We start from the raw sequence: 22,664 nt of genomic DNA, 5'->3' as shown, positions 1-22,664 counted from the left end.
ATGTAAACAACAAGGGTGGAAATACCCAAGTTGATCCGCTAGTAACTAATAAGAGCAAAACCCAAATTCTAAATTTTGCTTTGTCTACATAAATGGCGTTCGTTATTAAATTAATGACTCCAAATCCCCACAGGATAAATATGGGTGGAAAGCTAATGTCTTGTAACTCATTATCAAATACCAGCATTAGAAATAAGCTAATATAGCTTAAGGTTAAAAATGTTAATGCAAGTATTCTTATTTGTTTCATTTACTTAAATGCGCTACAACTACTGTGTATAAGGAGTTGTTCCGGTTATCCACCCAATGCTAATTGCTAACAGTAATAAACTTACGATTTTTTGCTGAAAACTACAGATAACCGTAACTGCACAGGCGAACACAAAATATTCACCAACTCTCCCACCTTTCTTACCCGCAGAGTTATGAATACCTTAATTAGCACCAGTAGCAAAAAAAGCCCCACTGCTAATGCTGCGGGGCTTTTAACAACTAAACTAATACTCTCTTTTTACAATGCGCCTTCCTTTATCTCTTCCACTACTTCTGGGTCCAGCAGTGTAGAAGTATCGCCCAGGTTCGAAGTGTCACCCTCGGCTACTTTGCGCAGGATGCGTCGCATGATTTTACCAGAGCGCGTTTTAGGCAGACCGCTCACGATCTGAATTTTGTCTGGTCGTGCAATCTTTCCGATCATTTCCACCACCGTTTCCACAATTTCTGCCCGCAGCCAGTCTTCGTTTTCTGGTTTATCTTTCAGGATCACAAATGCATAGATGCCCTGGCCTTTCACATCGTGCGGATAGCCTACTACTGCTGATTCTACCACATGCTCGTTGTGGTTGATGGCTTCTTCAATCTCGGCAGTACCGAAGCGGTGGCCTGATACGTTGATAACGTCGTCTACCCGGCCAATGATACGGTACAGGCCATTCTCGTCGCGCTTGGCGCCATCACCAGTAAAGTATAAGCCCTTGTAAGTAGAGAAGTAGCTGAGGCGCGCGCGCTCGTGGTCGCCGTAGGTGGTGCGGATAATGCTTGGCCACGGAAATTTCACACAAAGATAACCTTCCACTCCGTTTTCTTTTATCTCATTGCCATCGCTGTCGACAAGTATAGGCTGTATACCTGGCAAAGGAAGTCCTGCATGGCTTGGCTTCATAGGTGTTACTCCTGCCAACGTGGAAATCATGATACCACCCGTTTCGGTTTGCCACCAGGTGTCTACCAATGGACTTCTCCCCTTACCAACATGGCGGTAATACCATTGCCATGCCTCCTCATTGATAGGCTCGCCCACTGAGCCCAGCACCCGCAACGAGTCAAGGCTATAAGAAAGCACATCCTCTATGTCGCCACCCATTAGGGCGCGGATGGCAGTTGGAGCAGTATAGAAAATAGTTACCCCAAACTTATCTACTACCTGCCAGAAACGGCCATTATCAGGGTATGTTGGAACACCCTCAAACATTAGGGTAGTGGCACCAGCCAGCAGCGGGCCATATAGCAGATAGGTGTGGCCCGTGATCCAGCCTACGTCTGCTGTACACCAGTATATGTCGCTCTCCTCGTACTGAAACACATTACAGAAGCTGTACTGCGCATACACCATATAGCCGCCACAGGTATGCACTACACCCTTCGGCTTGCCTGTAGAGCCTGAAGTATAAAGTATAAACAGCATGTCTTCAGCATCCATCACTTCGGCAGGACACTCTTTGCTAACAGTTTTCACCTCGTCGTGGTACCACACATCGCGGCCTTCTACCATATTCACGGCCCAACCCAAGCGTTCTACCACTATTACTTTTTCTACCGTTGTGCAGCTTTCCAGCGCCTCGTCCACCACGCGCTTCACAGGTATCTGCTTGGCACCACGGTTCAATCCATCAGAGGTGAGTACCATACTGCACTGTGCATCGTTTATTCTGTCTGCCATGGCCGAAGCGGAGAAACCGGCAAATACTACCGAGTGGATGGCCCCAATGCGGGCACAGGCCAACACTGCAATAGCCAGCTCAGGAATCATTGGCATATAGATACAGATGCGGTCTCCTTTTTTAGCTCCGTTTTTCTTGAGCACATTGGCAAACTGGCACACCTTCTCGTGCAACTCACGGTAAGTGTAGCGTACAAAACGTTCTTTCGGGTCGTTAGGCTCCCAAATTAGGGCTAATTTATTACCTCTGGTTTTCAGGTGGCGGTCAAGGCAGTTCTCAGTTATGTTGAGCTTTCCACCCTGAAACCACTTCACATTCGGCTCATCAAAATTCCACTCCAGTACTTTATCCCACTTCTTGCGCCAGGTAAAGGTGTCGGCTATATCGGCCCAAAATCCTTCCGGATTCTCCACGCTACGCTTGTAAGCGTCCTGGTACTCCTTGTAGGTTTTTACTTGATAGTTCGTCATGGCAAGAGTTAATTCTTGGTTAGTTTGATTTTTAAGGTTCTTAAATGCATATCCAACGCGCCTCTTCTTAAGGAGGTCGCGTATCTCAGTAAGTATAGCCGGATCATCAATGGTAGATGGCACGGCATAAGGTGTGCCGTCGGCAATATGGCGCAGCGTGCGGCGCAGTATCTTGCCAGATCGGGTTTTAGGCAGGCGCGGTACCTGCAGCACTGTTTTAAAGTATGCCACCGCCCCGATTTTCTCACGCAGCAGGCTTACCAGTTCTTTCTCCAGTTGCTGCTCTCCTATTGTCTGGCCGTCTTTCAGCACTACTAAACCAATTGGCCGCTGTCCTCGCAATTCGTCAGCTATACCTACTACGGCACACTCAGCCACCGCCGGATGCGACGATACCATCTCCTCCATCTCCCCGGTAGACAACCTGTGGCCCGAGACGTTGATTACATCATCGATGCGGCCCATAATGTACACGTAGCCATCTTCGTCTATATAGCCGCCGTCGCCGGTCATATAATAGCCCGGGAACCGCTCCAGGTATGATTTTCGGAAGCGCTCATCATCGTTCCACAAGGTGGGCAGGCAACCTGGTGGCAGCGGCAGCTTCACGGCTACTATACCTTCCTGGTTCGGGATGAGCTGCTGTCCTTCCTCATTCAGGATTTGTACAGCGTAGCCGCAAACAGGCTTACCGGCAGAGCCTGCCTTGGCAGATACTTCCTCCAGCCCCACCATGCTTGCTACCATAGGCCAGCCCGATTCGGTTTGCCACCAATGGTCTACCACCGGCACCTGCAGTAGATTCTTAGCCCAGTAGTAAGTGTCCGGATCGCACCGCTCTCCAGCTAAAAATAAGTATTTTAAAGATGGCGTGTCATACTTTTTCTTGAAAAGTCCGTCCGGGTCTTCCTTTTTGATGGCCCTGAAAGCCGTTGGAGCCGTGAAAAGCACCTTCACCTCGTGCTGCTGAATTACGCGCCAGAAGGTACCTGCATTGGGAGTACGCACAGGCTTACCTTCAAAGAGTATGGAGGTACAGCCATGGATAAACGGTCCATACACCAGGTACGAATGCCCCACGGCCCAGCCTACATCCGAGGCTGCCCAAAACACATCCCCGGGATCAACACCATACACAGCCTTCATACTATACTTTAGCGCTACGGCATGGCCACCATTATCGCGTACAATGCCTTTTGGTTTGCCCGTGGTGCCAGAGGTATAAAGAATGTACAGTGGGTCTGTAGCCTCTACAGGTACACAATTAGCAGGTTCTGCCTGCTGCAGTACCTCCATATAATCCAGGTCGCGCCCAAGTTGCATATCGGCTTGTAACTGCGGCCGCTGAAAAATAATGGTATAATCTGGCTGATGTGTGCTGCTTTCAAGTGCTTTATCTAGTAAAGGCTTGTAAGGGATTACGTTGGCGAACTCGATACCGCAGGAAGCAGAAACGACTACTTTGGGCTTAGCATCATCAATGCGCACGCTCAGCTCGTGCGGGGCAAAGCCTCCAAACACAACAGAATGTATAGCTCCCAGGCGCGCGCAAGCCAGCATGGCTACCACTGCTTCCGGTATCACGGGCATGTAGATAACCACCGTATCGCCCTTACCCACACCAAGCTTTTGCAGCGCACCGGCAAACTGAGCTACAAAATCGCGAAGCTCCGTGTAAGTATACTTCTTCACCACACCAGTAACAGGGGAATCATAAATAAGGGCTGTTTGATCGGCACGGCCATTCTCTACATGGTAGTCGAGCGCCAGGTAGGCAGTATTGAGCTTGCCACCTTCAAACCAGCGATAAAAGCCGTTCTCATCGGTGGTGAGCACCTGCTGCGGTTTTTCGTACCATGCCACCTGTTCTGTCTGCTCTCTCCAGAATGCTTCGGGGTTAGAGATACTTTGTGCGTATGCCTCAGCATAACTTTTGGGTGCTCGAGTTAAAGTCTCCATAGTTTCGGTGTTTTAGGTTTATGCGTGTGCAGAAATGTTTTTGATAGCTACTCTACCTCCAGCCGTTCTACCTCCTCAAGTTTTCTTTCCCCGTGTAGGGCGCACTTTCTAAACGCCCTTATTTAGCACCATCATATCCAACACCAGCAACTTCACTTTTGATGGCCTCTGTACCATTACGAATGAAGGACATTTGAAAGCTATTATGACACATCAGAAACAATGATGGCATCAGCATATTTCGTTCTTTGTCTTACCTAGAGCATTGAGAATATGAGGGTTGAGAACTTATGACATGACGCCCTAAAGCAGGTAAAACATGAATGGTTGACCTTATGAAGCCAACCATTCATGTTTTCAGCAGATTATTACGTTATCTCTAGTGGTTTACCGTTGCAGCACCCGCTCCCCTCGGGATTCGGATATCCTCTACCAGGTCCTGAATGTAAGGTGGCGGCGGCGGGGTAAACCTTGATATGGCAAAAGACACTATAAAGTTGAGTATCATGCCCAATGTACCAATACCTTCCGGAGAGATACCAAACCACCAGTTCTCAGGCAGGTTAGCTTCTGGGTTGATAAACTTGAAGTATAAAATGTAGGCTAGCGTAAAGACCAGACCTATCACCATTCCCCAAATGGCCCCCTGCTTGTTCATGCGTTTAGAGAAGATACCCATGATGATAACCGGGAAGAAAGAAGCAGCTGCCAGACCAAAGGCAAAAGCCACTACCTCGGCCACAAAGCCCGGAGGATTGATGCCAAAGTACCCAGCCACCACCACAGCCGCTGTGGCTGCTACACGAGCCGCTATTAGCTCGTGCTTTTCAGAGATATCAGGCATGAAAGATCTCTTAAGCAGGTCGTGCGAAATGGAAGTAGATATTACCAACAGCAGACCAGCAGCTGTTGACAAGGCTGCCGCCAAACCACCAGCTGCTACCAAAGCAATAACCCAGTTTGGCAGGTTAGCAATTTCCGGATTTGCCAGCACCATAATGTCTTTATCTATTGTCAGCTCGTTCGCATCCGGGTTCTTTACATATTGTATGCGCCCGTCGCCGTTTTTATCGTCGATGCTGATCAGGTTTGTCTTCTGCCAGTTCTGCACCCACTGTGGCATTTCTGCAGTAGACCGGTTGCTGATGTTGTTGAGCATGTTGTAGCGCCCAAAGGCCCCGATGGCCGGAGCTGTAGTATAAAGTATGGCAATGAACACCAACGCATATCCTGCCGATTTACGGGCATCCTTTACTTTAGGCACCGTAAAGAAACGCACGATTACGTGTGGCAAACCTGCTGTTCCCACCATCAGGGCTGCCGTGATAAAGAATACGTCAATGGTTGATTTTGTGCCGTCGGTGTAGGGCGCAAATCCCAGCTCTGTAAGCATGCCATCGAGCTTTTGCAGCAGTGGGGTTCCGTCTTCTACATTGCCACCCAAGCCAAGCTGCGGAATAGGATTACCGGTAAGCATCAAAGAGATAAAGATAGCCGGTACCATGTAGGCAAAAATCAGCACGCAATACTGTGCAACCTGTGTATAGGTAATTCCTTTCATGCCACCCAGCACAGCGTAGAACAGTACGATTATCATACCGATGATAACACCTGTCTCGATCTGCACTTCCAGAAAACGAGAGAAGACGATACCCACGCCCCGCATCTGCCCGGCCACATAAGTAAACGAGACAAAGATGGCGCAAATAACAGCCACCAGGCGGGCTGTTCTGGAGTAATAGCGGTCGCCCACAAAATCCGGAACAGTAAACTTACCGAACTTGCGCAGGTAGGGTGCCAGCAACAGGGCCAGCAGCACATAGCCTCCCGTCCAGCCCATCAAGTATACAGAGCCGTCGTAGCCCATAAAGGAGATAAGGCCAGCCATGGAGATGAAGGAGGCTGCGCTCATCCAGTCGGCGGCAGTGGCCATGCCGTTTGCAAGCGGACTTACACCGCCGCCAGCCACATAAAATTCTTTTGTAGATCCGGCCCGCGACCAAATGGCGATGCCGATGTAGAGGGCAAACGTAATGCCCACAATCAGGTATGTCCAAGCTAAAATGCTCATGAATGTCAGTGTTTAAGGTGTGATGTTCTTATTCTTCATCCACATCAAACTCTCTGTCGAGTTTGTTCATCAGCCATACATAAATGAAGATGATCAGCACGAAGAAGTAAATAGAGCCTTGTTGGGCAAACCAGAACCCTAGTTTAAAGCCACCCAGCATAAACTGGTTGAGCTCATCCACGAGCAGAATGCCAAACAGGTACGATACTGCAAACCAGAGCCCGAGCAGCGTAAGCAGGATGCGCAGGTTACGCCTCCAATACTCATGCATCTTTTGTCTGTTATTTTCCATTATTCACAAAGGTTAGATATAAAATAGGTGGTATTGTTACAGTAACAGCTCATTGCTTTTTCCCAAAGCTCAGCACTATCGGCATTGTGTGCGTTCCCTTTCAGCCTTATTATCTCCTTCTAACTTATGCTTTGATGCTTGCCCCTTGTACAGTTTTGGAAGCATTGTATCTCCAACAGTTATACTTTTATGCAGCAACAAGCATAGTATAAAAAGCCTGCCTGCGTCTAACAATTTAAGATATTTATATATAATAATTTAGCGAATCATTAATTAATAGATGCTTTTTATACTTCAGCACCAACTTGTTACCTGCAGGCAGGCTTGAAAACAAAAAGGCCCTGCCAACTGGTAGGGCCTAAGAAGGTATCTTGGTGGTTATTACATATCACGAACCGATACTACCACATTATTATACGCGTCGGTGTTGTTGAGAAAGTTGGCGATCTTCTGACCTACCTCTTCGGGTGAGGCAAGTTCGTTGTTCTCCTTATACTGTTTGAATTTTTCTACAGCACTGAAGCGACTAGCATCACTTTCCCTGATTTGCCCCTGCATGTACGTATCTACCACACCAGGTGATAAAGCATATACTTTTACGCCTGTACCACGTTTGTCCTGCTCCAGCTGCACCGTCTGCGAAAGCATATCGATGGCGGCTTTAGAAGCACAGTAGCTTGCCCAACCATCCACTGGATACTTGCCTGCACCGGAGCTAATGTTTACCACCACTTTCTGCGCCGGGTGCTGACTGTATACTTCCAGAAAAGTATTCATCAACATGGCCGGAACAATAACATTCACATCAAACACAAATTCAAACCGCTCATTGGGCATTCCCTCTCCCACGTAGCCTATATCTCCCAGCACACCAGCGTTGTTGATTAGTACCAGCTTTTGTGCATCCTTATAAGGCAGAAAAATCTTGTGCAGGTTGTGCTCTACGGCAGGTACATCTGAGAAATCGAGTGGCTGGTGGCGGTAGTTAAGATGTTTGATCGTGCTGCTGCGAGATACGCCTACTACTAAGTTATTCTCGTCTTTCAGAAGTTCTTCGGCCAGTGCCTTGCCTATGCCTTTGCTGGCTCCAGTGATGATGTAGATGTTCAAAGTTAGAAGGTTAGTAGGTTAAAAAGTTAAAGGTACGGAGGAGGTTTGGGAGAGGATGCTTTATTGAACATACTCTTTGTCTCTAAGCTCATTGAACAGACCCTCAATAATATGCTCCCCAAGCTTCTCATCTAGCAGATCATCCATCTTAAGATTGTAGCACTTGTGGAATGATGAGAAGACATCTCCAGTATAAATGATATCTATACCAAAATCCTCTTCAAGCCGCTTATAAAAGCTGTAAGGAAATTTACTATGATGCTCATCCTCAACACCACTACTAAAGAACATCCGTATTTCCTCTTTCTCAAAATCTGCTTCAGCCTTCTCCTCTGCTTCTTCACAGCTTTTGATTAAAAATGAAAATTTCCGCGTCTCTTCCCGGTCTTTAGAATAGTGTGCTTCAAGAGTTAGAAAGTATGCTAGCACTGTTGCAAACAGAAGAAGAGTTATCACTGCTACCACTGCGGGCATCACAATACTTTTGCTTGTCTTCTTCATGTTGCGCTCTGTACTCCTCAAAGTATAAAATCAAGGCTAAAAATAAAAAAGCTGGCGCCTCTACCTTAGCAGGGACGCCAGCTTTTGAAGTATAGTTGAAAGTATAAAAATGTGCTGGCGAGCCACTAACTCACTTTTACATTTTCTAGCCTTTTAACTTTCTACATTCTAACTACAGAATATACTGACTAAGGTCACGGTTTTTCACCATACCAGACAGCTTCTCCTGCACCATCTCGCGAGTGACTACAATATGTGCATTAGCACCAATCTTGTCCGGAACATCGAACAGGATATCGTTTAGCAGGCGGCTCATGACCGTATGCAGACGTCGCGCACCTATGTTTTCCACTTCTGTGTTTACCTCGTAGGCAATGGAGGCGATCTCGTCAAGCGCTTCGTCGTTAAACGTCAGATCCACGTCTTCGGCAGAGAGTAGCGCCTCATACTGCTTGGTGAGCGCGTTTTTCGGGAACTTCAGGATCTGATAGAAATCGTCTTTGGTCAGGCTGTCCAGCTCCACACGAATTGGGAAACGGCCCTGTAACTCCGGGATCAGGTCTGATGGCTTAGCCACGTGAAACGCACCGGCAGCTATGAAAAGAATATGGTCGGTGTTGATGATGCCATACTTCGTGTTCACCGTGGAACCTTCCACAATTGGCAGCAGGTCGCGCTGCACACCCTCACGGCTCACATCAGGTCCGCTACCTTTCTTGCTCGAGCTTGCTACCTTGTCGATCTCGTCGATAAAGATTACACCAGAGTTTTCAGCCTTGAAAATGGCCTCCTCCTTCACCTCATCCATATCAATCAGCTTGGCAGCCTCCTCTTCCAGAAGAATTTTACGTGCCTCCGCAATGGATACTTTACGCTTCTTGGTCTTCTTCGGCATCATGCCGCTGATCATCTCCTGGATGTTCATCATAGAAGCCTCGTCCATACCAGGGCCCATTACACCCACGCCTGGCATAGCATTCTGCTGTACCCTAATCTCGATCTTTCTGTCTTCCAACTCACCGTTACGGATCTTCTCACGGAATTTCTCACGGGTGCGCTCGTTCAGCTCATAATCGTTGTCCGGCATGGCATTTGGATCGGCAGTAGTAGAAAACGATGGCGTAGAGCGGCCCTGGATCGGCGGGATAAGCGCATCAAGTATGATATCTTCTACCACCTCGGCTGCTTTCTGCTTCACCTCCTCCTTTTTCTTCTGCTTCACCATGTTTACCGACTGCTCAACCAGGTCGCGCACCATACTTTCTACGTCGCGGCCCACGTAGCCAACCTCGGTAAATTTAGAGGCCTCTACCTTGGTAAAAGGCGCATCGGCAATCTTGGCCAGGCGGCGTGCAATCTCTGTTTTACCCACACCTGTGGCTCCAATCATCAGGATGTTGTTTGGTACAATGTCCCCTTGGATGTTTTTATCAGCATTCATGCGACGCCAACGGTTACGCAGCGCAATGGCCACATTACGTTTGGCATCCTTCTGCCCAATGATATATTTATCCAGCTCCGCTACAATCTGAGCTGGCGTTAACGATGCAATATTATCTAACATGTCTTCTTCTTGTGTTTATAAATCAAACCCGGCCATAAGCTACATACCAGTTGCAGGTCCGTTTGGTTATTAACTACTCTTCTTTTTGAGGAACGTGTTGGTATTGGTGGCAATGGTGATGTAATGCGTGGCACCTGAGGGATGAAAGAAGGCACTACCATAGTTCAGTTCAAAACTCCGCACCCGCACCATGGCTCCTAAAGAGAAACCGGCTCCTCCTGAATTACCATCCAGGCGCAGCTCCTTTCTTCGCAAGTGGTTGTACCCAGCCCGTAGCTGAAAGTTCTTGCTGAACACGAACTCCGTACCAACCACAAAATGTCGGGCAATCTTATCACCCAGCGTTTTTTCCTCCTTCACCTCGTTTCCGTTCTCATCCAACTGGCCTTGTGCGTTGGGGTCCAGGTATACGATGTCGAACTGGTAAAGCCGGTGCGCTGTTAGCGATAGCCGCACTGGCATATGCACAGGTTTATAGCTTATGCCCAATTGCGCATCCCATGGCATCTCTTGTCGCTTTCCGCTATCAAAAGGCTTAACCAGATAGCCCACGTTCTTAAACGCCAATCCTACGGTTAAGTCTTTCTCCGGATGCTTAAATACTGCACCAGCATCAGCCAACAAGCCAACAGCCTGATTCCCCGCTATACTAGATACAGCCATTTTCGCTGTAGCGCCTATTGTAAAAGCTTCCATTTCACGGGAATGGGTCAAGGCCAGGGTATAATCGTTTACATTGAAGGTACCTAACTCCATGCCTGTGGCATCGCGCTCTACAAAATCGCCATAGCTGAGGTAATTTATACTTGCAGCCCAGCGCCCCAGCTTCTCCGAATTGAAAGCATATACAGCATGGCTCTGCTTAATATCGGCTAGATAGCCAACATAGCTAAGGCTTATCTGCCCGTCCATCTCCTCGTTTAGCAGCGCAGGGTTAGCCGCCACCATATTTACGTCATGGCCTGCTGCCGTAACGTTTATACCACCTAAAGCCGCCTGTTTGGCGCTAGTCGGCAACTCCAGGAACGGAAAGCCGCGCTGGCCACCAACCTGTGCCTGCACCCTAACTGCCAGGCTCAACAGCATAGTAAGTATAAGTGCGGCTTTTCTCACAGGTGGCTATGATTTTAAACAGGTCAATAAGTGAGCAACACTAGAACATTAAGAGAGTTCGTATCGAGGAATTCCAAAGGATCATTCCCCGTACTCACTTACAATTAGCTCTCTGCTTCGGTCTTTTCTTCCCTTACCGTCAGTTTCAGCGGGTTTTTCACTTTTTCGTTCAGCAGTGCGATTTTCACCACATCATCCACACGGTCTACATAATGGATGGTAAGGCCTTTTATGTACTGCTCCGGAATTTCGTTGATGTCTTTCTTATTCTTCTGGCAAAGTATAATATCGGTGATGCCAGCACGCTTAGCGGCCAATATCTTCTCTTTTATACCTCCTACAGGCAGTACTTTACCGCGCAGCGTAATCTCACCAGTCATAGCCAGCCTCGACTTCACCTTGCGTTGCGTGAACACTGAGGCAATAGAAGTAAAGATGGCGATACCAGCTGATGGACCATCCTTCGGCACAGCTCCTTCCGGGAAGTGGATGTGAAGGTCGTACTGGTCGAACAGGCGGTAGTCAATATCCAACAGCTCGGCATGTGCCTTCAGGTAAGAGATGGCCGTCATGGCCGACTCCTTCATCACATCACCTAATTGCCCGGACAGCGTCAGTTTCCCTTTGCCGCGGCTTAGTATACTTTCTATGAACAAGATATCACCACCTACCGATGTCCAGGCAAGGCCTGTTACCACACCAGCTGTATCAATATCCTGGTAGATCTCTTTGTCAAAAATTTCAGAGCCCAAGATCTTTGTAACATCCTCTGGCTTGATGGACTTGGCAAATTCCTCTTCCATTGCCTTTTGCTTGGCCGTGTTACGCACCAGCTGCCCTATCTTACGCTCCAGGTTTCTAACGCCCGACTCGCGGGTATAGTCTTCTATGACCTTATGTATTGTTGCTTTCGGCACCTTCACGTCTTCCGGCTCCAGCCCATGCTCTGTTATCTGCTTTGGCACCAGGTGGCGCTTCGCAATCTCAGTTTTCTCCTCCAGCGTATAGCCAGTCAGCTCAATGATCTCCATACGATCGCGCAGGGCAGGCTGTATGGTATCCAGTGAGTTAGCTGTAGCAATGAACAACACCTTCGACAGGTCATACTCCACATCGAGATAGTTATCCATAAACGTATGGTTCTGTTCCGGATCCAGCACCTCCAGCAAAGCTGAAGACGGATCGCCACGGAAGTCGGAAGCAAGCTTATCTATCTCATCCAGTATGATGACTGGGTTAGAAGAACCGACTTTCTTGATCTGGTTGATGATTTTACCCGGCATAGCGCCCACATAGGTACGACGGTGACCACGAATCTCCGCCTCATCACGCACACCACCTAATGACATTCGCACATAGTTACGGCCTAAGGCTTTGGCAATAGAACGTCCCAAGGAGGTTTTACCCACTCCCGGAGGACCATAAAGGCAAAGTATAGGTGCCTTCATGTCGTTCTTTAGTTTTAGCACAGCCAGGTACTCCAGAATACGCTCCTTTACCTTCTCCAGACCGTAGTGGTCGGCATCCAGTATCTTTTTAGTGCGCTTCAGGTTGAAGTTGTCTTTGGTATACTCGCTCCAAGGCAGGTCCAGCAGAAATTCCAGATAGCTTACCGCCACAGGATATTCTGCCGCTTGTGGGTTTAGGCGAGCCAGTTTGTCTATTTCCCGCTTGAAGTGCAGGGCCACAGCCTCTGGCCATTTTTTATTTTTAGCGCGCTCTCTAAAACGCTCAATTTCTTGGTCTGGTCCCTCCTGTCCTAGCTCGTCCTGCAATACCTTTATCTGCTGGCGCAGGAAGTAATCGCGTTGTTGCTGGTCCAGGTCGGTGTGTACTTTAGTATGAATTTCCTGCTTTAGCTCCAGTAGCTGGATTTCGCGCAGCATGAGTTCCAGTAACTGCGTCCCACGCTCCTTGCCGTCATTTACCTCCAACAGAGCCTGTTTCTGCGCTACCTCTACGTTCAGGTTGCTCGACAGGAAGTGTGTCAGAAAGCTTGGGCTGTCAATATTATCCAGCGCTACCTGTGCCTCTTGCGGAATCTCAGGGTTGAGCTTCAGCATTTTGGCAGCCGCATCTTTCAAAGACTGCACCAACGCTTTTACCTCCTTGCTCTTCTTGTCCATCGGCGTTTCCTCGCACAGGCTCACCTTTGCTGTCAGGTATGGATCTTCCTGAGTAACCTCCTCTATCTGAAAGCGGCTATGGCCCTGTATGATGATAGTTGTATTGCCATCGGGCAGCACCAGCATCTTCAGGATTTTAGCCACAGTGCCCACAGTGTAGAGGTCTTCGGCCGTAGGATCATCGGAGTTGGTATTTTTTTGTGCTACCACCCCGAGAACTTTATCGCCTGCATGCGACTTCCGTACCAGTTTGACAGACTTTTTGCGGCTCACCGTAATAGGCAATACCACTCCCGGGAAAAGAACTGTGTTGCGTACCGCTAATATCGGCAGCTCCTCAGGCAGCTCCATCAGGTTCATATCATCCTCTATCTCAGCGGTTATCACAGGTATAAGTTCCGTGCCTTCGTCGTCCGAAGCACTACTAAGAAGCAGGTTTTGTAGAAAATGCTTTAGTGTTTGGTTCATAAGTAGATTAAGTGCCATTTTGGCAGGAAAACTCCAAATCTCCCCCGGTTTTCCTACCATGCAATATTTGTTCAAGACTTGTGCCAAGGCTGCTCTGGCTGTTGAATTGTCTGAATTAAGGATAGCTCTTGCACACACCTTAAAAAATTAGCACCAAGCGGAAGCACACTTACAATAATATAGCGCAAAATTAATATCTTTGAGCGTTGGGCAAAATTGCATCGCTGATGAAACGCTTGTTCCTGTTGGTATTCTTCCTGCTCACACTCCTGCGCCCTGCCATGGTACAGGGGCAGCAATTCAATCCTATACAGCCCGAAGAGTCTGAGGCCAAGTTTAACATTCAAAAAACTCAGCCAAGCCCAGAGCTGCAGCTCGACTTCCCTAATTTAAACAAAATACCTTACTATCACGACCGAAAGCAGCTCTCTCTTATACAGAGGCTGGAAAAACGTAAGCAATACAATAAGGTACTCCCTCTTTTGGAGAAGTATGTAAACAACTTTGGTGTTCAGAATTTTTACAAAGATACTGACCTACTGTGGCGCTTGGGGCAGCTGCATGAGCGCCATGGAAACGTAGAAAAAGCCAAAGCACTGTACCGTCTCGTACTTAAGCACCACCGCTCCGACGTAAGCGAGATAAAATCTTACTACGATTCGCTGGATCAAAACACCCAAGACTATTACGTGCCGCTGGACTATTACTATGAACTGGTAGAGTACCGGAAGTCGATTGTGTCGTATCAGCCACCGAAAGGCGTTTACCTGAACATGGGTAATGCCATCAACTCTCCTTACGCTGATTATGGCCCCACCCTTAGTGGTGAGAACGAACTGCTGATTTTTACTTCTAAGCGTAATGTAAAAGGCCTGCAGAACCGCGCGAATGAAGATCTGTACTACAGCAAGCAGAACAATGGCTTCTGGGCAGAGGCACAATCGTTCGGAAAGCCTATCAACAGTATTTATAACGAAGGCTCTGCCTGCCTGAGCCGCGATGGCAAAACCTTGTACTTTGCACGGTGTGAAGCACCCGACAGCTACGGCAACTGTGATATTTATATAGCCACCTTGCAGGACGATGGCACTTGGGGAGATATCAAAAACCTTGGTGCCAATGTAAACAGCCGTGCCTGGGACTCTCAGCCAACGTTATCTAAACAGGAGGATACCTTATACTTTGCCTCTGACCGTTTAGGCGGCTTTGGCCTTTCAGACATCTATTACACTTACAAGACTAAATCAGGGTCATGGGCACCAGCTCAGAACATGGGGCCGGTTATAAATACCCGAGAGAGCGAGGTTAGTCCGTACCTGCATCCTAAGTTCCAAGTGTTATACTTCAGCTCACGTGGCCAGCTCTACAACTTCGGTGATTTTGATATCTACAAAACGTACCTGGTGCAGGGTAAATGGCAGGAACCGCGAAACATCGGCCCCTTAGTTAACGGCCGTGGCAGCGAGTACTACTTTGCAATTGATGCCGCCTCCGAGAACCTGTATTATGCCCGCTCCGAGGCCGACGACATAAAGAACCTTGACCTTTACTCGTTCCCGCTGCCCATGGAGGCACATCCATTGGCCGTTACCAAAGTAGAAGGCACTTTAACCGACTCCATTACCCATAAGCCGCTCTCTGCTGTTATCTCCATTATTGATATGGATAATGGAATTGAGATATCCAGCAAGTATGTGCGCCCGGACGGCTCTTTTGAGTTTAGCCTGATTGATAATACCAGGTACATGATCCTCATTCAAAGCCCAGACTTCTTCACCATTGAGCGCGAGCTGGAGCTTAGAGGCGATACTTCTCTAGACGTCATGACCTCCGTGATCGACTACAGCATCCCAATGGTGTTCCAGAACATTGAGTTTGAGCCCAACCAATCCAACATTACTCCGGAAATGGAGCCGATACTGGATGAGGTTGCTTACTTCATGATCGATCACCCAACATACCGCCTTGAGATTGCAGGCCATACCGATAGCGCCGGCGACCCTGACTTTAACCTTTCCCTCTCACAAGACCGTGCTGATGCTATCAAAAGGTACATAGATCGCAAGGTAAATATTGGCGGCGAGCGCATCGATGCAGTTGGCTATGGAAGCAGCAAGCCTATTCGGGAGGAGCAAACTGAAGAAGATCGCCGCATAAACCGCCGCGTCGAGTTTAAGATCATCAAACCAAGAAAATAACGTTATCAGGTATATCTGGCGGTGGTGTCTTGCGTTAGAACCAAGAGAAACCATCAAATACATATGCCTTTTACCGCCGCTCATCCAGCTATTATACTTCCGCTGCTGCGCCGTCGTTGGTTATCGGCTACAGCCCTGGTAATGGGGAGCATTGCACCTGACTTTGAGTACTTCTTTAGGCTTAAAACCAAAAGTGAGGTCAGCCATACTTTACCTGGCCTTCTACTGTTCGATTTGCCTGTAGCGCTGCTACTAAGCATTGTGTTCCATACTGTGGTGCGTGACCTTGTGATCGAGTACCTGCCTCCATACTTTAGACAAAGGGCAGAGGCCATTAACTACCCTGCAAGCTGGATACAGTACTTCCGCAAGAACTGGTTAGTAATTACAGCATCAGCCCTGATTGGAGCTTCTTCTCATGTGTTTTGGGATAGCTTTACACATCGCCATACCTTATCTGCAGCAATATTACCGGTGCTAAACACAACAGTAGAGATTCCTTTTGTTGAGCTAAAGATGGCGCTGCATCGCGTAGTGCAGCATGCCAGTACGGTAGTGGGATTAGCTATTATACTTTGGCATGTACACCGTTTACCTGCAAAGCCCCGTGTTGAGGATGATCAGCAGTCCTGGTTAGGTTTTTGGCTTGCTACCGCAACGCTAGGTTTTCTTTTTCTGCTCTTAAACCTGCTCATGCGGAAACACCTGATGAAAGCACCGGGCCATATGATCGTTACTTTGCTCAGCGGATGGTTGATAGCTCTATTGCTTTCCGGGCTAATTGCTAAAGTTTGGCAGCAACAGAAATAAAAAAGGAGCTGAACCACTTTAGTAGCTCAGCTCCTTTTTTATTTCTGTTGCTGCTATAGCGTTATCTTTTTCTGCGTATCACTTCTTTCCAGCAGTACGCTTTCTGTTTTGCCCTTGTAGTTGATGTTTACAATGTTCATTTGGTCGGAGAACAGCTCGGTAAGCACTGCATTCTTCACGTAAAGCTGGGGCAGCGAAGCTTGTTGTAACGGCACCTCCAGGTACATCCAAACAACATCGGCATCTTCTTCCGAGCCCAGGAACTTCTGCTTAAGCGGCTTCCCTTTTTCAACTTCCAGCACAAGATTGGTGCTAAGGTAATCGGCGAGGTACTTTTTTACCTGCTCCGAAGTATGGCTGTATACTACCTTTGTCTTATTACGCTGCGACAGGGCATTTTCCAGGTCATCCATAAATACCTTAACGGCCACCTCCAAACTTTGCGTGCGCGGGTTAAAGCGAACATCGGCAATACTGGCGTGATAATCGTGGGCAAGGACAGGCTTGGTGAAACCAACAGTTAACAGCAGGGAAAAAATGAGCAGGAGTCTATACTTCATAAGGCAGTAGTTGTAAACAGGTAAACGGAAGCAAATGTAGTACCAGTTCCTGCGGTAGCTTAATTCTTTGCAGTTGGAAGATCAGCCAGCACGCGCTTCGCCATATTAGGCATACTATCGCTTACAATGCGCTGCACATCGTTAATATTTGACTCGTAAGGCACTTTCACCTTATTACCTGATACAAGCTCACCTTTGCTGTCATAAATGCTGTAGTGAACTGTAAAGTCGCGCTCGTAGTTTTGGGCAGCTCTGTCCAAGCAGTTCTCATACACCGTCTTCACCTCAAACTGATTGATGAAAACGTAGTAATCGATTCCGTACTGGTTATTGAAATAGCTGAAGAACTCTGGGTCTTTAACTGTAACACCAAAATGCTTGTCTGGGTCTTGCGCTACCGGTAATACCGCAGGCTCGTTTTTAATCCCTAGTTTCCCCTTCTGCTCCTTTACCCAATTCAGCATGCCTCCTTTTTCCTCTTTTACAGCAGGCTGGTGGTTGTATCTTGACTGCTTGTTATCCAGGTAAGCATAGTTAAGAGACTTGTACAGGCGACTTAGCTCACTCACACTGTCGCGGTACACGCCACCCAGCAAGTGGATAGTTTCGTATCCTTCCGGTGCCAGCATGGCGTTAAGCCTGCGGCGGAACACGTGGCGTACGTTCTGGAGAGGTATCCTGGATTGGCGCGCAATCTCCATGTCAGCGTCGGAGAAGTATAAATGCGGGTCGAAAGGCACAACCAGAATGCGGCTTTTGGTTTTATAAGCGGCTGGCTTAGGTGTCTGTGCCGGAGAGGCAGATGTACTCTCAGTAGCTTTTGGTGGCACAGCAGTACTTTTTGTAGCGGTGGTCTTAGGAGCCGGTGTAGGTGCCGAAGAAGTGGCTTGGGCTACTGGTGCAGCTTTAGCGGCAGGTACTGTAGTAGCTGGTTTGGCCGCTACTTGTCTGTTCTTGTTGGGGTTGATAAGGTACAGCGATTGCCCGATCTGAAGCTTGTTATTATTCCAGCTCTGAAGCGAGTCTAACGGAATGCCAAAACGGCGGGAAAGGCTGTAGTAAGTATCTCCCTGTTGTACCTGATACACGCTGTCGCTTTGAGCCACAACAGCGTGCAGGTTTATACTTTTACCCAAGGAGGCTGGGGCAGCCTGAGCCTGGTTTAGTGAAAAAACAAATAGAAGAATTAAGTTTGCCAGGGCTATTGGTACGATGGATTTCATGCTGAAAATCTTTGGTTAAAAGATTATCTTAAATACATCGTTAAAGATAGCAAATGCCATTAAACCTAACAATAAAACCATACCCACTTTCTGGGCATTTTCCAAAAAGTTATCAGACGGCTTGCGGCCACTGATCATCTCATAGGTCAGGAAAACCACGTGCCCACCGTCCAGTGCCGGAATTGGCAGGAAATTCATGAACGCAAGCACCATAGAAAGCATACCTGTAATGCTCCAGAACTTGTACCAGTTAAAGGTATCACCAAAAATCTGGGCTATACCTATCGGGCCGCTCAGAGACTTGGAAGCAGATACCTCTCCACGGAATATTTTACCGAAGCCCTTCAAGTTAGCAGTAATCACGCTAAAAGCCTGGTCTGTGCCCATTGGAATAGCCTCAGCCAAGCTATACTCACGGGTAGCGTACTGCAGCAATGGCACTGGCTGGAAGCCAATAGTACCTTCTTCGCTTACCTCTGCCTTCAGCTTTACCAGCTTTTCGTTTCGCTCCACAGTCATGGTGATGGCTTTACCTTTGTTCTCTTTCAAAGCAGCCTGAAACTCATGGAAGAACTTTACACTCTGGCCATTAACCATGGTAATGTAGTCTTCTGGTTGTAAACCAGCTTTGGCAGCAGCACTACCTTTTACCACCTGGCCAACCTTGAACGGCAAGCGTGGCTCCACAAAAAACACTTCGTTTTTATTATCAGCCAGTTTATCCATCAGGTCAACTGGTACTTTCAGGTCTACCAACTGGCCGTTACGCTCTACAGTATAGTAGGAGTTGCTTCCCAGCAATGCATCCATAGAACGGATATCTTCGAACTTCTCCAGCTCTTTGCCATTTACGGCCACTACTTTATCGCCTGTCTGGAAACCAATCTCGCGCCCTAAATCATTTGCTACAACACCATATTTTACCTCTTTAGCAGGGATATACTGTTCGCCATAAGTATAAGTAAGGGCAATAAAGATGACAATACCTGTGATTACGTTTACAATAATGCCGCCCATCATTACAATGAGGCGCTGCCAGGCTGGCTTAGCACGGAATTCCCAAGGCTTTGGCTCCTCCTTCAGAGACTCCGTATCCATGGATTCATCCACCATACCAGATATTTTTACGAAGCCGCCCAATGGGATAAGGCCCAGCATATACTCTGTTTCGCCTATTTTCTTACCAAAAACCTTTGGAGGGAAGCCGATTGCGTATTTTTCCACACGCATTCCAAACCATTTGGCTGTAAGCATGTGTCCGAGCTCGTGTAAACCTACTAGAATTGTGAGGCCCAGTATGAGCTGGCCCACCATGATCAATATATCCATCTAAAAAGAAAAAATTTCTGTTTCTAACGTTCTGCTGGCAAGTGCAACAGGAAGTATAGTTACTTGTTTAATAAAACTGTAGCCTGTTTGCGTGCTTCTTCATCAGTACTAACATAGTCATCATAAGAAGGATTCGCAATATACGTAACTTTTGCCATACAGCTTTCGATGATGTCGGACATCTGCAGAAACCCTACCTCATCGCGCAGGAAAGCACTGACTGCCACCTCGTTGGCTGCGTTTAGAATGCAGGGCATGTTGCCGCCGCGCTCCATCGCATCAAAAGCCAGCTGCAGGTTACGGAAGGTCTCCAGGTCTGGCTGCTCAAAGGTTAGTTGCGGGTAGTCCAGGAAGCTGAAACGCGGAAAATCAGATCTAAGGCGCTGCGGGTAACCTAACGCATACTGTATCGGCAGCTTCATATCAGGCAGGCCCATCTGAGCTTTAATAGAGCCATCCTCGAACTGCACTAACGAATGAATGATAGACTGCGGATGCACAACCACATCAATCTGCTCATTCTTCAGTCCAAAAAGCCATTTTGCTTCAATCACCTCCAGCCCTTTGTTCATCAGCGAGGCTGAGTCGATAGTGATTTTGGCGCCCATGTCCCAGTTAGGGTGCTTCAGGGCCTGTGCCTTGGTAACCTCTGCCAGTTCTGCAGCGGCTCGCCCTCTAAACGGCCCACCAGAGGCTGTAAGTATAATTTTCTCGATTGGGTTATGGAATTCACCGGCCAGGCACTGGAAAATGGCGCTGTGCTCAGAGTCTACAGGGTATATGTTTACACCATACTCTTTTGCCAAATTGGTGATGAGTTGCCCCGCTACTACCAGTGTTTCTTTGTTTGCCAGCGCAATCTGCTTGCCAGCTTTAATGGCATGAATGGTTGGCAGAAGCCCTGCATACCCCACCATAGCGGTAAGCACCATGTCTACAGTGCCCATTTCTACTACTGAGCATAACGCTTTGGAGCCAGCATATACCTTAATATCCTCCCTCCCAAGCGCCTCCTGCACTTGCTCGTACAAGTCCTCGCGGGCAATCACAACTGTATTAGGTTTAAACTCCAGGGCCTGCTTAACTAGCAGGTCAGCATTGCTGTGGGCAGTAATTACCTCCAGTTCAAAACTTTCTGGGTTGGCCCTGATAACATCCAGGGCCTGTACCCCAATGGAACCGGTAGAGCCAAGTATGGCTATTCTCTTCATTTTGTATTAAAGGCACAAAATGCGCCAGTGTATATAATATGCTCAGGTAAAGAGCTGCTACGCTTGCTTAGCCTGAAGCACACGAATTTTGTGTATCTACAATTCTTTGCAGCCGTGGCTAAAGTTCAGCTACAGCTCATACTTTTCATTATCCCACAAGGCAAGCCAGGCTGGAGGTAAACTGATTGTGTTTTATCACACCTTGCTGGCTTCTAGCAAACCGTCGGCCAACTTTCTGTCGTTGCTGAGCCTCGGAACCTTGTTTTGGCCCCCTAATTTGCCCTGGGACCTCATGTACCGCTGAAAAGATCCTTTCGTAAGAGCCGTGATCTTTAGCCTCTGCAGGATATTACCTGAAATAAGGTCGTTATAGTAACTATTCAGCCTACGCAACTGTGTATCCAGTTCCTCGGCAAAAGCTGCAGGGTTAAGAGGTGCCTTAGCAAACTCTATCAGCCACTCATGGTACGAAGCTCCCTGGCTTTGGCTTACAAATGGAGCCACCGTAAACTCTATCAGCTCCACCTCCTGAAACTTCTGCATGGCCAGCTTCATGGCCTTTTCTACCTCCTCGCCTATCACGTGCTCCCCAAAAGCTGAGATAAAGTGCTTAATGCGGCCACTTACGATCAGCTTGTAGGGTTTAACGGAGACAAACTTTACGGTGTCGCCAATTGAGTAGCTCCAAAGGCCAGCATTGCTGCTGATCACTAAGGCGTAGTTCACTCCTGGCTCCACCTGATCGATGGTAAGGCGGGTAGGGTTTCCGCTGAAGTACTCTTCAGCAGGTATAAACTCGTAAAAGATACCCGAGTTCAGCAGTAACAGAAGCCCTTGGTCACTTTGCCTGTCCTGATATGCAAAGAATCCCTCTGAAGCAGGAAAAGTCTCTACAGAGTCCACATGCCGTCCAATAGAATCAAACAGCTTTTTACGGTAAGGCTCAAAATTCACGCCACCATACACAAACAAGTTAAAGTTCGGAAATATCTCCTTGATGGGTTTGCCTGTCTGCCGGATAAGCTTATCGAAGTACATCTGCACCCACGGTGGTATGCCCGAGATGAGCGTCATATCCTCCTCTATCGTCTCCTCTATGATCTGGTCGAGCTTTGTTTCCCAGTCTTCTATGCAATTGGTGCGGTAGCTAGGCAGCTGATTGGTGCGCAGGTAACCCGGCACGTGGTGATTGGCAATGCCAGATAAACGGCCTGTTTTGATCCCGCCCACCTCTTCTAGAACCGGGCTTCCTGAAAGAAAAATCAGTTTCCCGTCTAGGAATTGGGATCTACCTGTTTCATACACATACGCCAACAGAGCATCTCGGGCGCCGTCGATGTGGTTTGAAATAGAGTCTGAAGAAATAGGGATATACTTAGTGCCAGAGGTTGTGCCCGAGGTCTTAGCAAGGTACAGTGGCTTGCCAGGCCATAGCACGTTTTCCTCTCCCTGCTTTACCTGGTTGAAATAAGTGGATAAGCCCTCGTAATCGCGCACTGGCACAGCTTGTACAAAGTCGGCATGAGTCTTTATACTTGAAAAACTGTGGTCACGCCCAAACTTTGTCTGCTGTGCCTTATTTACAATTTCTTTGAATACAGCTTGCTGTGCCTCTGCCGGTTGCTCTATCCAGCTTTGGTTCTTCCGGTGCACATAAGCCGCCAACGGCTTACTCAACAACGCTTTTACACCCATACAATCAGCTTTAGTGGGAAGTAA

The 22,664-nt window shown here is 47.9% G+C and carries 15 protein-coding genes and 1 pseudogene; 2 read left to right on the top strand and 14 right to left on the bottom strand.

Annotation, left to right across the window (positions count from 1 at the left end):
- Nucleotides 1-511: 511 nt before the first annotated feature.
- The 9 genes and pseudogenes from acs to lon all read right to left on the bottom strand — a co-directional run bounded on the left by acs (nt 512) and on the right by lon (nt 13,614).
- Entirely contained in the window at nt 512-2,494 is a 1,983-nt protein-coding gene (gene acs, locus PKOR_RS25250; RefSeq protein WP_262501868.1) for an acetate--CoA ligase, read from the bottom strand.
- Nucleotides 2,492-4,369, bottom strand: a pseudogene (locus PKOR_RS25245) (propionyl-CoA synthetase); the annotation flags it as partial. The pseudogene PKOR_RS25245 and the gene acs, both read right to left, overlap by 3 nt.
- Before the next feature lie 379 nt (nt 4,370-4,748).
- Nucleotides 4,749-6,440, bottom strand: a complete 1,692-nt coding sequence (locus PKOR_RS09975; protein ID WP_046310477.1) for a sodium:solute symporter family protein — start codon at nt 6,438-6,440, stop codon at nt 4,749-4,751.
- Between the two features lie 28 nt (nt 6,441-6,468).
- Entirely contained in the window at nt 6,469-6,732 is a 264-nt protein-coding gene (locus PKOR_RS09970; RefSeq protein WP_046310476.1) for a DUF4212 domain-containing protein, read from the bottom strand.
- A gap of 381 nt (nt 6,733-7,113) precedes the next feature.
- Complete coding sequence (locus PKOR_RS09965; RefSeq protein WP_046310475.1) at nt 7,114-7,842, bottom strand: SDR family NAD(P)-dependent oxidoreductase; 729 nt, start codon at nt 7,840-7,842, stop codon at nt 7,114-7,116.
- 60 nt (nt 7,843-7,902) lie between these two features.
- Nucleotides 7,903-8,343: a hypothetical protein gene (locus PKOR_RS09960; protein ID WP_046310473.1), complete on the bottom strand. Its 441-nt coding sequence runs from the start codon at nt 8,341-8,343 to the stop codon at nt 7,903-7,905.
- A 172-nt stretch (nt 8,344-8,515) separates the two neighbouring features.
- Nucleotides 8,516-9,907, bottom strand: a complete 1,392-nt coding sequence (gene hslU, locus PKOR_RS09955; RefSeq protein WP_046310471.1) for an ATP-dependent protease ATPase subunit HslU — start codon at nt 9,905-9,907, stop codon at nt 8,516-8,518.
- Between the two features lie 69 nt (nt 9,908-9,976).
- The gene (gene porQ, locus PKOR_RS09950) at nt 9,977-11,020 is read right to left on the bottom strand and encodes a type IX secretion system protein PorQ (protein WP_235337444.1); all 1,044 of its coding nucleotides are present in this window, start codon (nt 11,018-11,020) and stop codon (nt 9,977-9,979) included.
- Between the two features lie 104 nt (nt 11,021-11,124).
- Nucleotides 11,125-13,614, bottom strand: coding sequence for an endopeptidase La (gene lon, locus PKOR_RS09945; protein ID WP_046314342.1), 2,490 nt, complete (start codon nt 13,612-13,614; stop codon nt 11,125-11,127).
- Nucleotides 13,615-13,820: 206 nt separating this feature from the next.
- Between lon and PKOR_RS09940 the strand changes: the two genes are divergently transcribed.
- Together PKOR_RS09940 and PKOR_RS09935 are read left to right on the top strand one after the other, a co-directional pair.
- A complete protein-coding gene (locus tag PKOR_RS09940) occupies nt 13,821-15,812 on the top strand; it encodes an OmpA family protein (RefSeq protein ID WP_235337434.1) in 1,992 nt (663 codons plus the stop codon).
- Between the two features lie 63 nt (nt 15,813-15,875).
- Nucleotides 15,876-16,622, top strand: coding sequence for a DUF4184 family protein (locus PKOR_RS09935; RefSeq protein ID WP_046310467.1), 747 nt, complete (start codon nt 15,876-15,878; stop codon nt 16,620-16,622).
- Nucleotides 16,623-16,675: 53 nt separating this feature from the next.
- Here the strand turns inward: PKOR_RS09935 and PKOR_RS09930 are convergent, their stop codons facing one another.
- The 5 genes from PKOR_RS09930 to PKOR_RS09910 form a co-directional block, all read right to left on the bottom strand.
- Nucleotides 16,676-17,182, bottom strand: coding sequence for a DUF6702 family protein (locus tag PKOR_RS09930; protein ID WP_046310465.1), 507 nt, complete (start codon nt 17,180-17,182; stop codon nt 16,676-16,678).
- A gap of 59 nt (nt 17,183-17,241) precedes the next feature.
- Entirely contained in the window at nt 17,242-18,405 is a 1,164-nt protein-coding gene (locus PKOR_RS09925; RefSeq protein ID WP_046310464.1) for a LysM peptidoglycan-binding domain-containing protein, read from the bottom strand.
- A gap of 15 nt (nt 18,406-18,420) precedes the next feature.
- Nucleotides 18,421-19,734 (bottom strand): RIP metalloprotease RseP, encoded by a 1,314-nt coding sequence (rseP, locus tag PKOR_RS09920; protein ID WP_046310462.1) that lies wholly within the window; start codon nt 19,732-19,734, stop codon nt 18,421-18,423.
- A 59-nt stretch (nt 19,735-19,793) separates the two neighbouring features.
- Nucleotides 19,794-20,945: a 1-deoxy-D-xylulose-5-phosphate reductoisomerase gene (locus PKOR_RS09915; protein WP_046310461.1), complete on the bottom strand. Its 1,152-nt coding sequence runs from the start codon at nt 20,943-20,945 to the stop codon at nt 19,794-19,796.
- 195 nt (nt 20,946-21,140) lie between these two features.
- Entirely contained in the window at nt 21,141-22,640 is a 1,500-nt protein-coding gene (locus PKOR_RS09910; protein WP_046310459.1) for a GH3 auxin-responsive promoter family protein, read from the bottom strand.
- Nucleotides 22,641-22,664 lie beyond the last annotated feature (24 nt).

This window comes from Pontibacter korlensis, from assembly GCF_000973725.1.
Taxonomy (GTDB): Bacteria; Bacteroidota; Bacteroidia; order Cytophagales; family Hymenobacteraceae; genus Pontibacter; species Pontibacter korlensis.
Note: the sequence above shows the minus strand (reverse complement) of the source record. Positions and strands in the feature narration are given on the sequence as shown.

Coding starts and splice junctions, on each gene's coding strand:
- PKOR_RS09975 (WP_046310477.1), bottom strand. CDS start 6,440: ATGAGCATTTTAGCTTGGACATACCTGATTGTGGGCATTACGTTTGCC.
- PKOR_RS09970 (WP_046310476.1), bottom strand. CDS start 6,732: ATGGAAAATAACAGACAAAAGATGCATGAGTATTGGAGGCGTAACCTG.
- PKOR_RS09960 (WP_046310473.1), bottom strand. CDS start 8,343: ATGAAGAAGACAAGCAAAAGTATTGTGATGCCCGCAGTGGTAGCAGTG.
- hslU (WP_046310471.1), bottom strand. CDS start 9,907: ATGTTAGATAATATTGCATCGTTAACGCCAGCTCAGATTGTAGCGGAG.
- lon (WP_046314342.1), bottom strand. CDS start 13,614: ATGAACCAAACACTAAAGCATTTTCTACAAAACCTGCTTCTTAGTAGT.
- PKOR_RS09935 (WP_046310467.1), top strand. CDS start 15,876: ATGCCTTTTACCGCCGCTCATCCAGCTATTATACTTCCGCTGCTGCGC.
- PKOR_RS09930 (WP_046310465.1), bottom strand. CDS start 17,182: ATGAAGTATAGACTCCTGCTCATTTTTTCCCTGCTGTTAACTGTTGGT.
- PKOR_RS09925 (WP_046310464.1), bottom strand. CDS start 18,405: ATGAAATCCATCGTACCAATAGCCCTGGCAAACTTAATTCTTCTATTT.
- rseP (WP_046310462.1), bottom strand. CDS start 19,734: ATGGATATATTGATCATGGTGGGCCAGCTCATACTGGGCCTCACAATT.
- PKOR_RS09915 (WP_046310461.1), bottom strand. CDS start 20,945: ATGAAGAGAATAGCCATACTTGGCTCTACCGGTTCCATTGGGGTACAG.
- PKOR_RS09910 (WP_046310459.1), bottom strand. CDS start 22,640: ATGGGTGTAAAAGCGTTGTTGAGTAAGCCGTTGGCGGCTTATGTGCAC.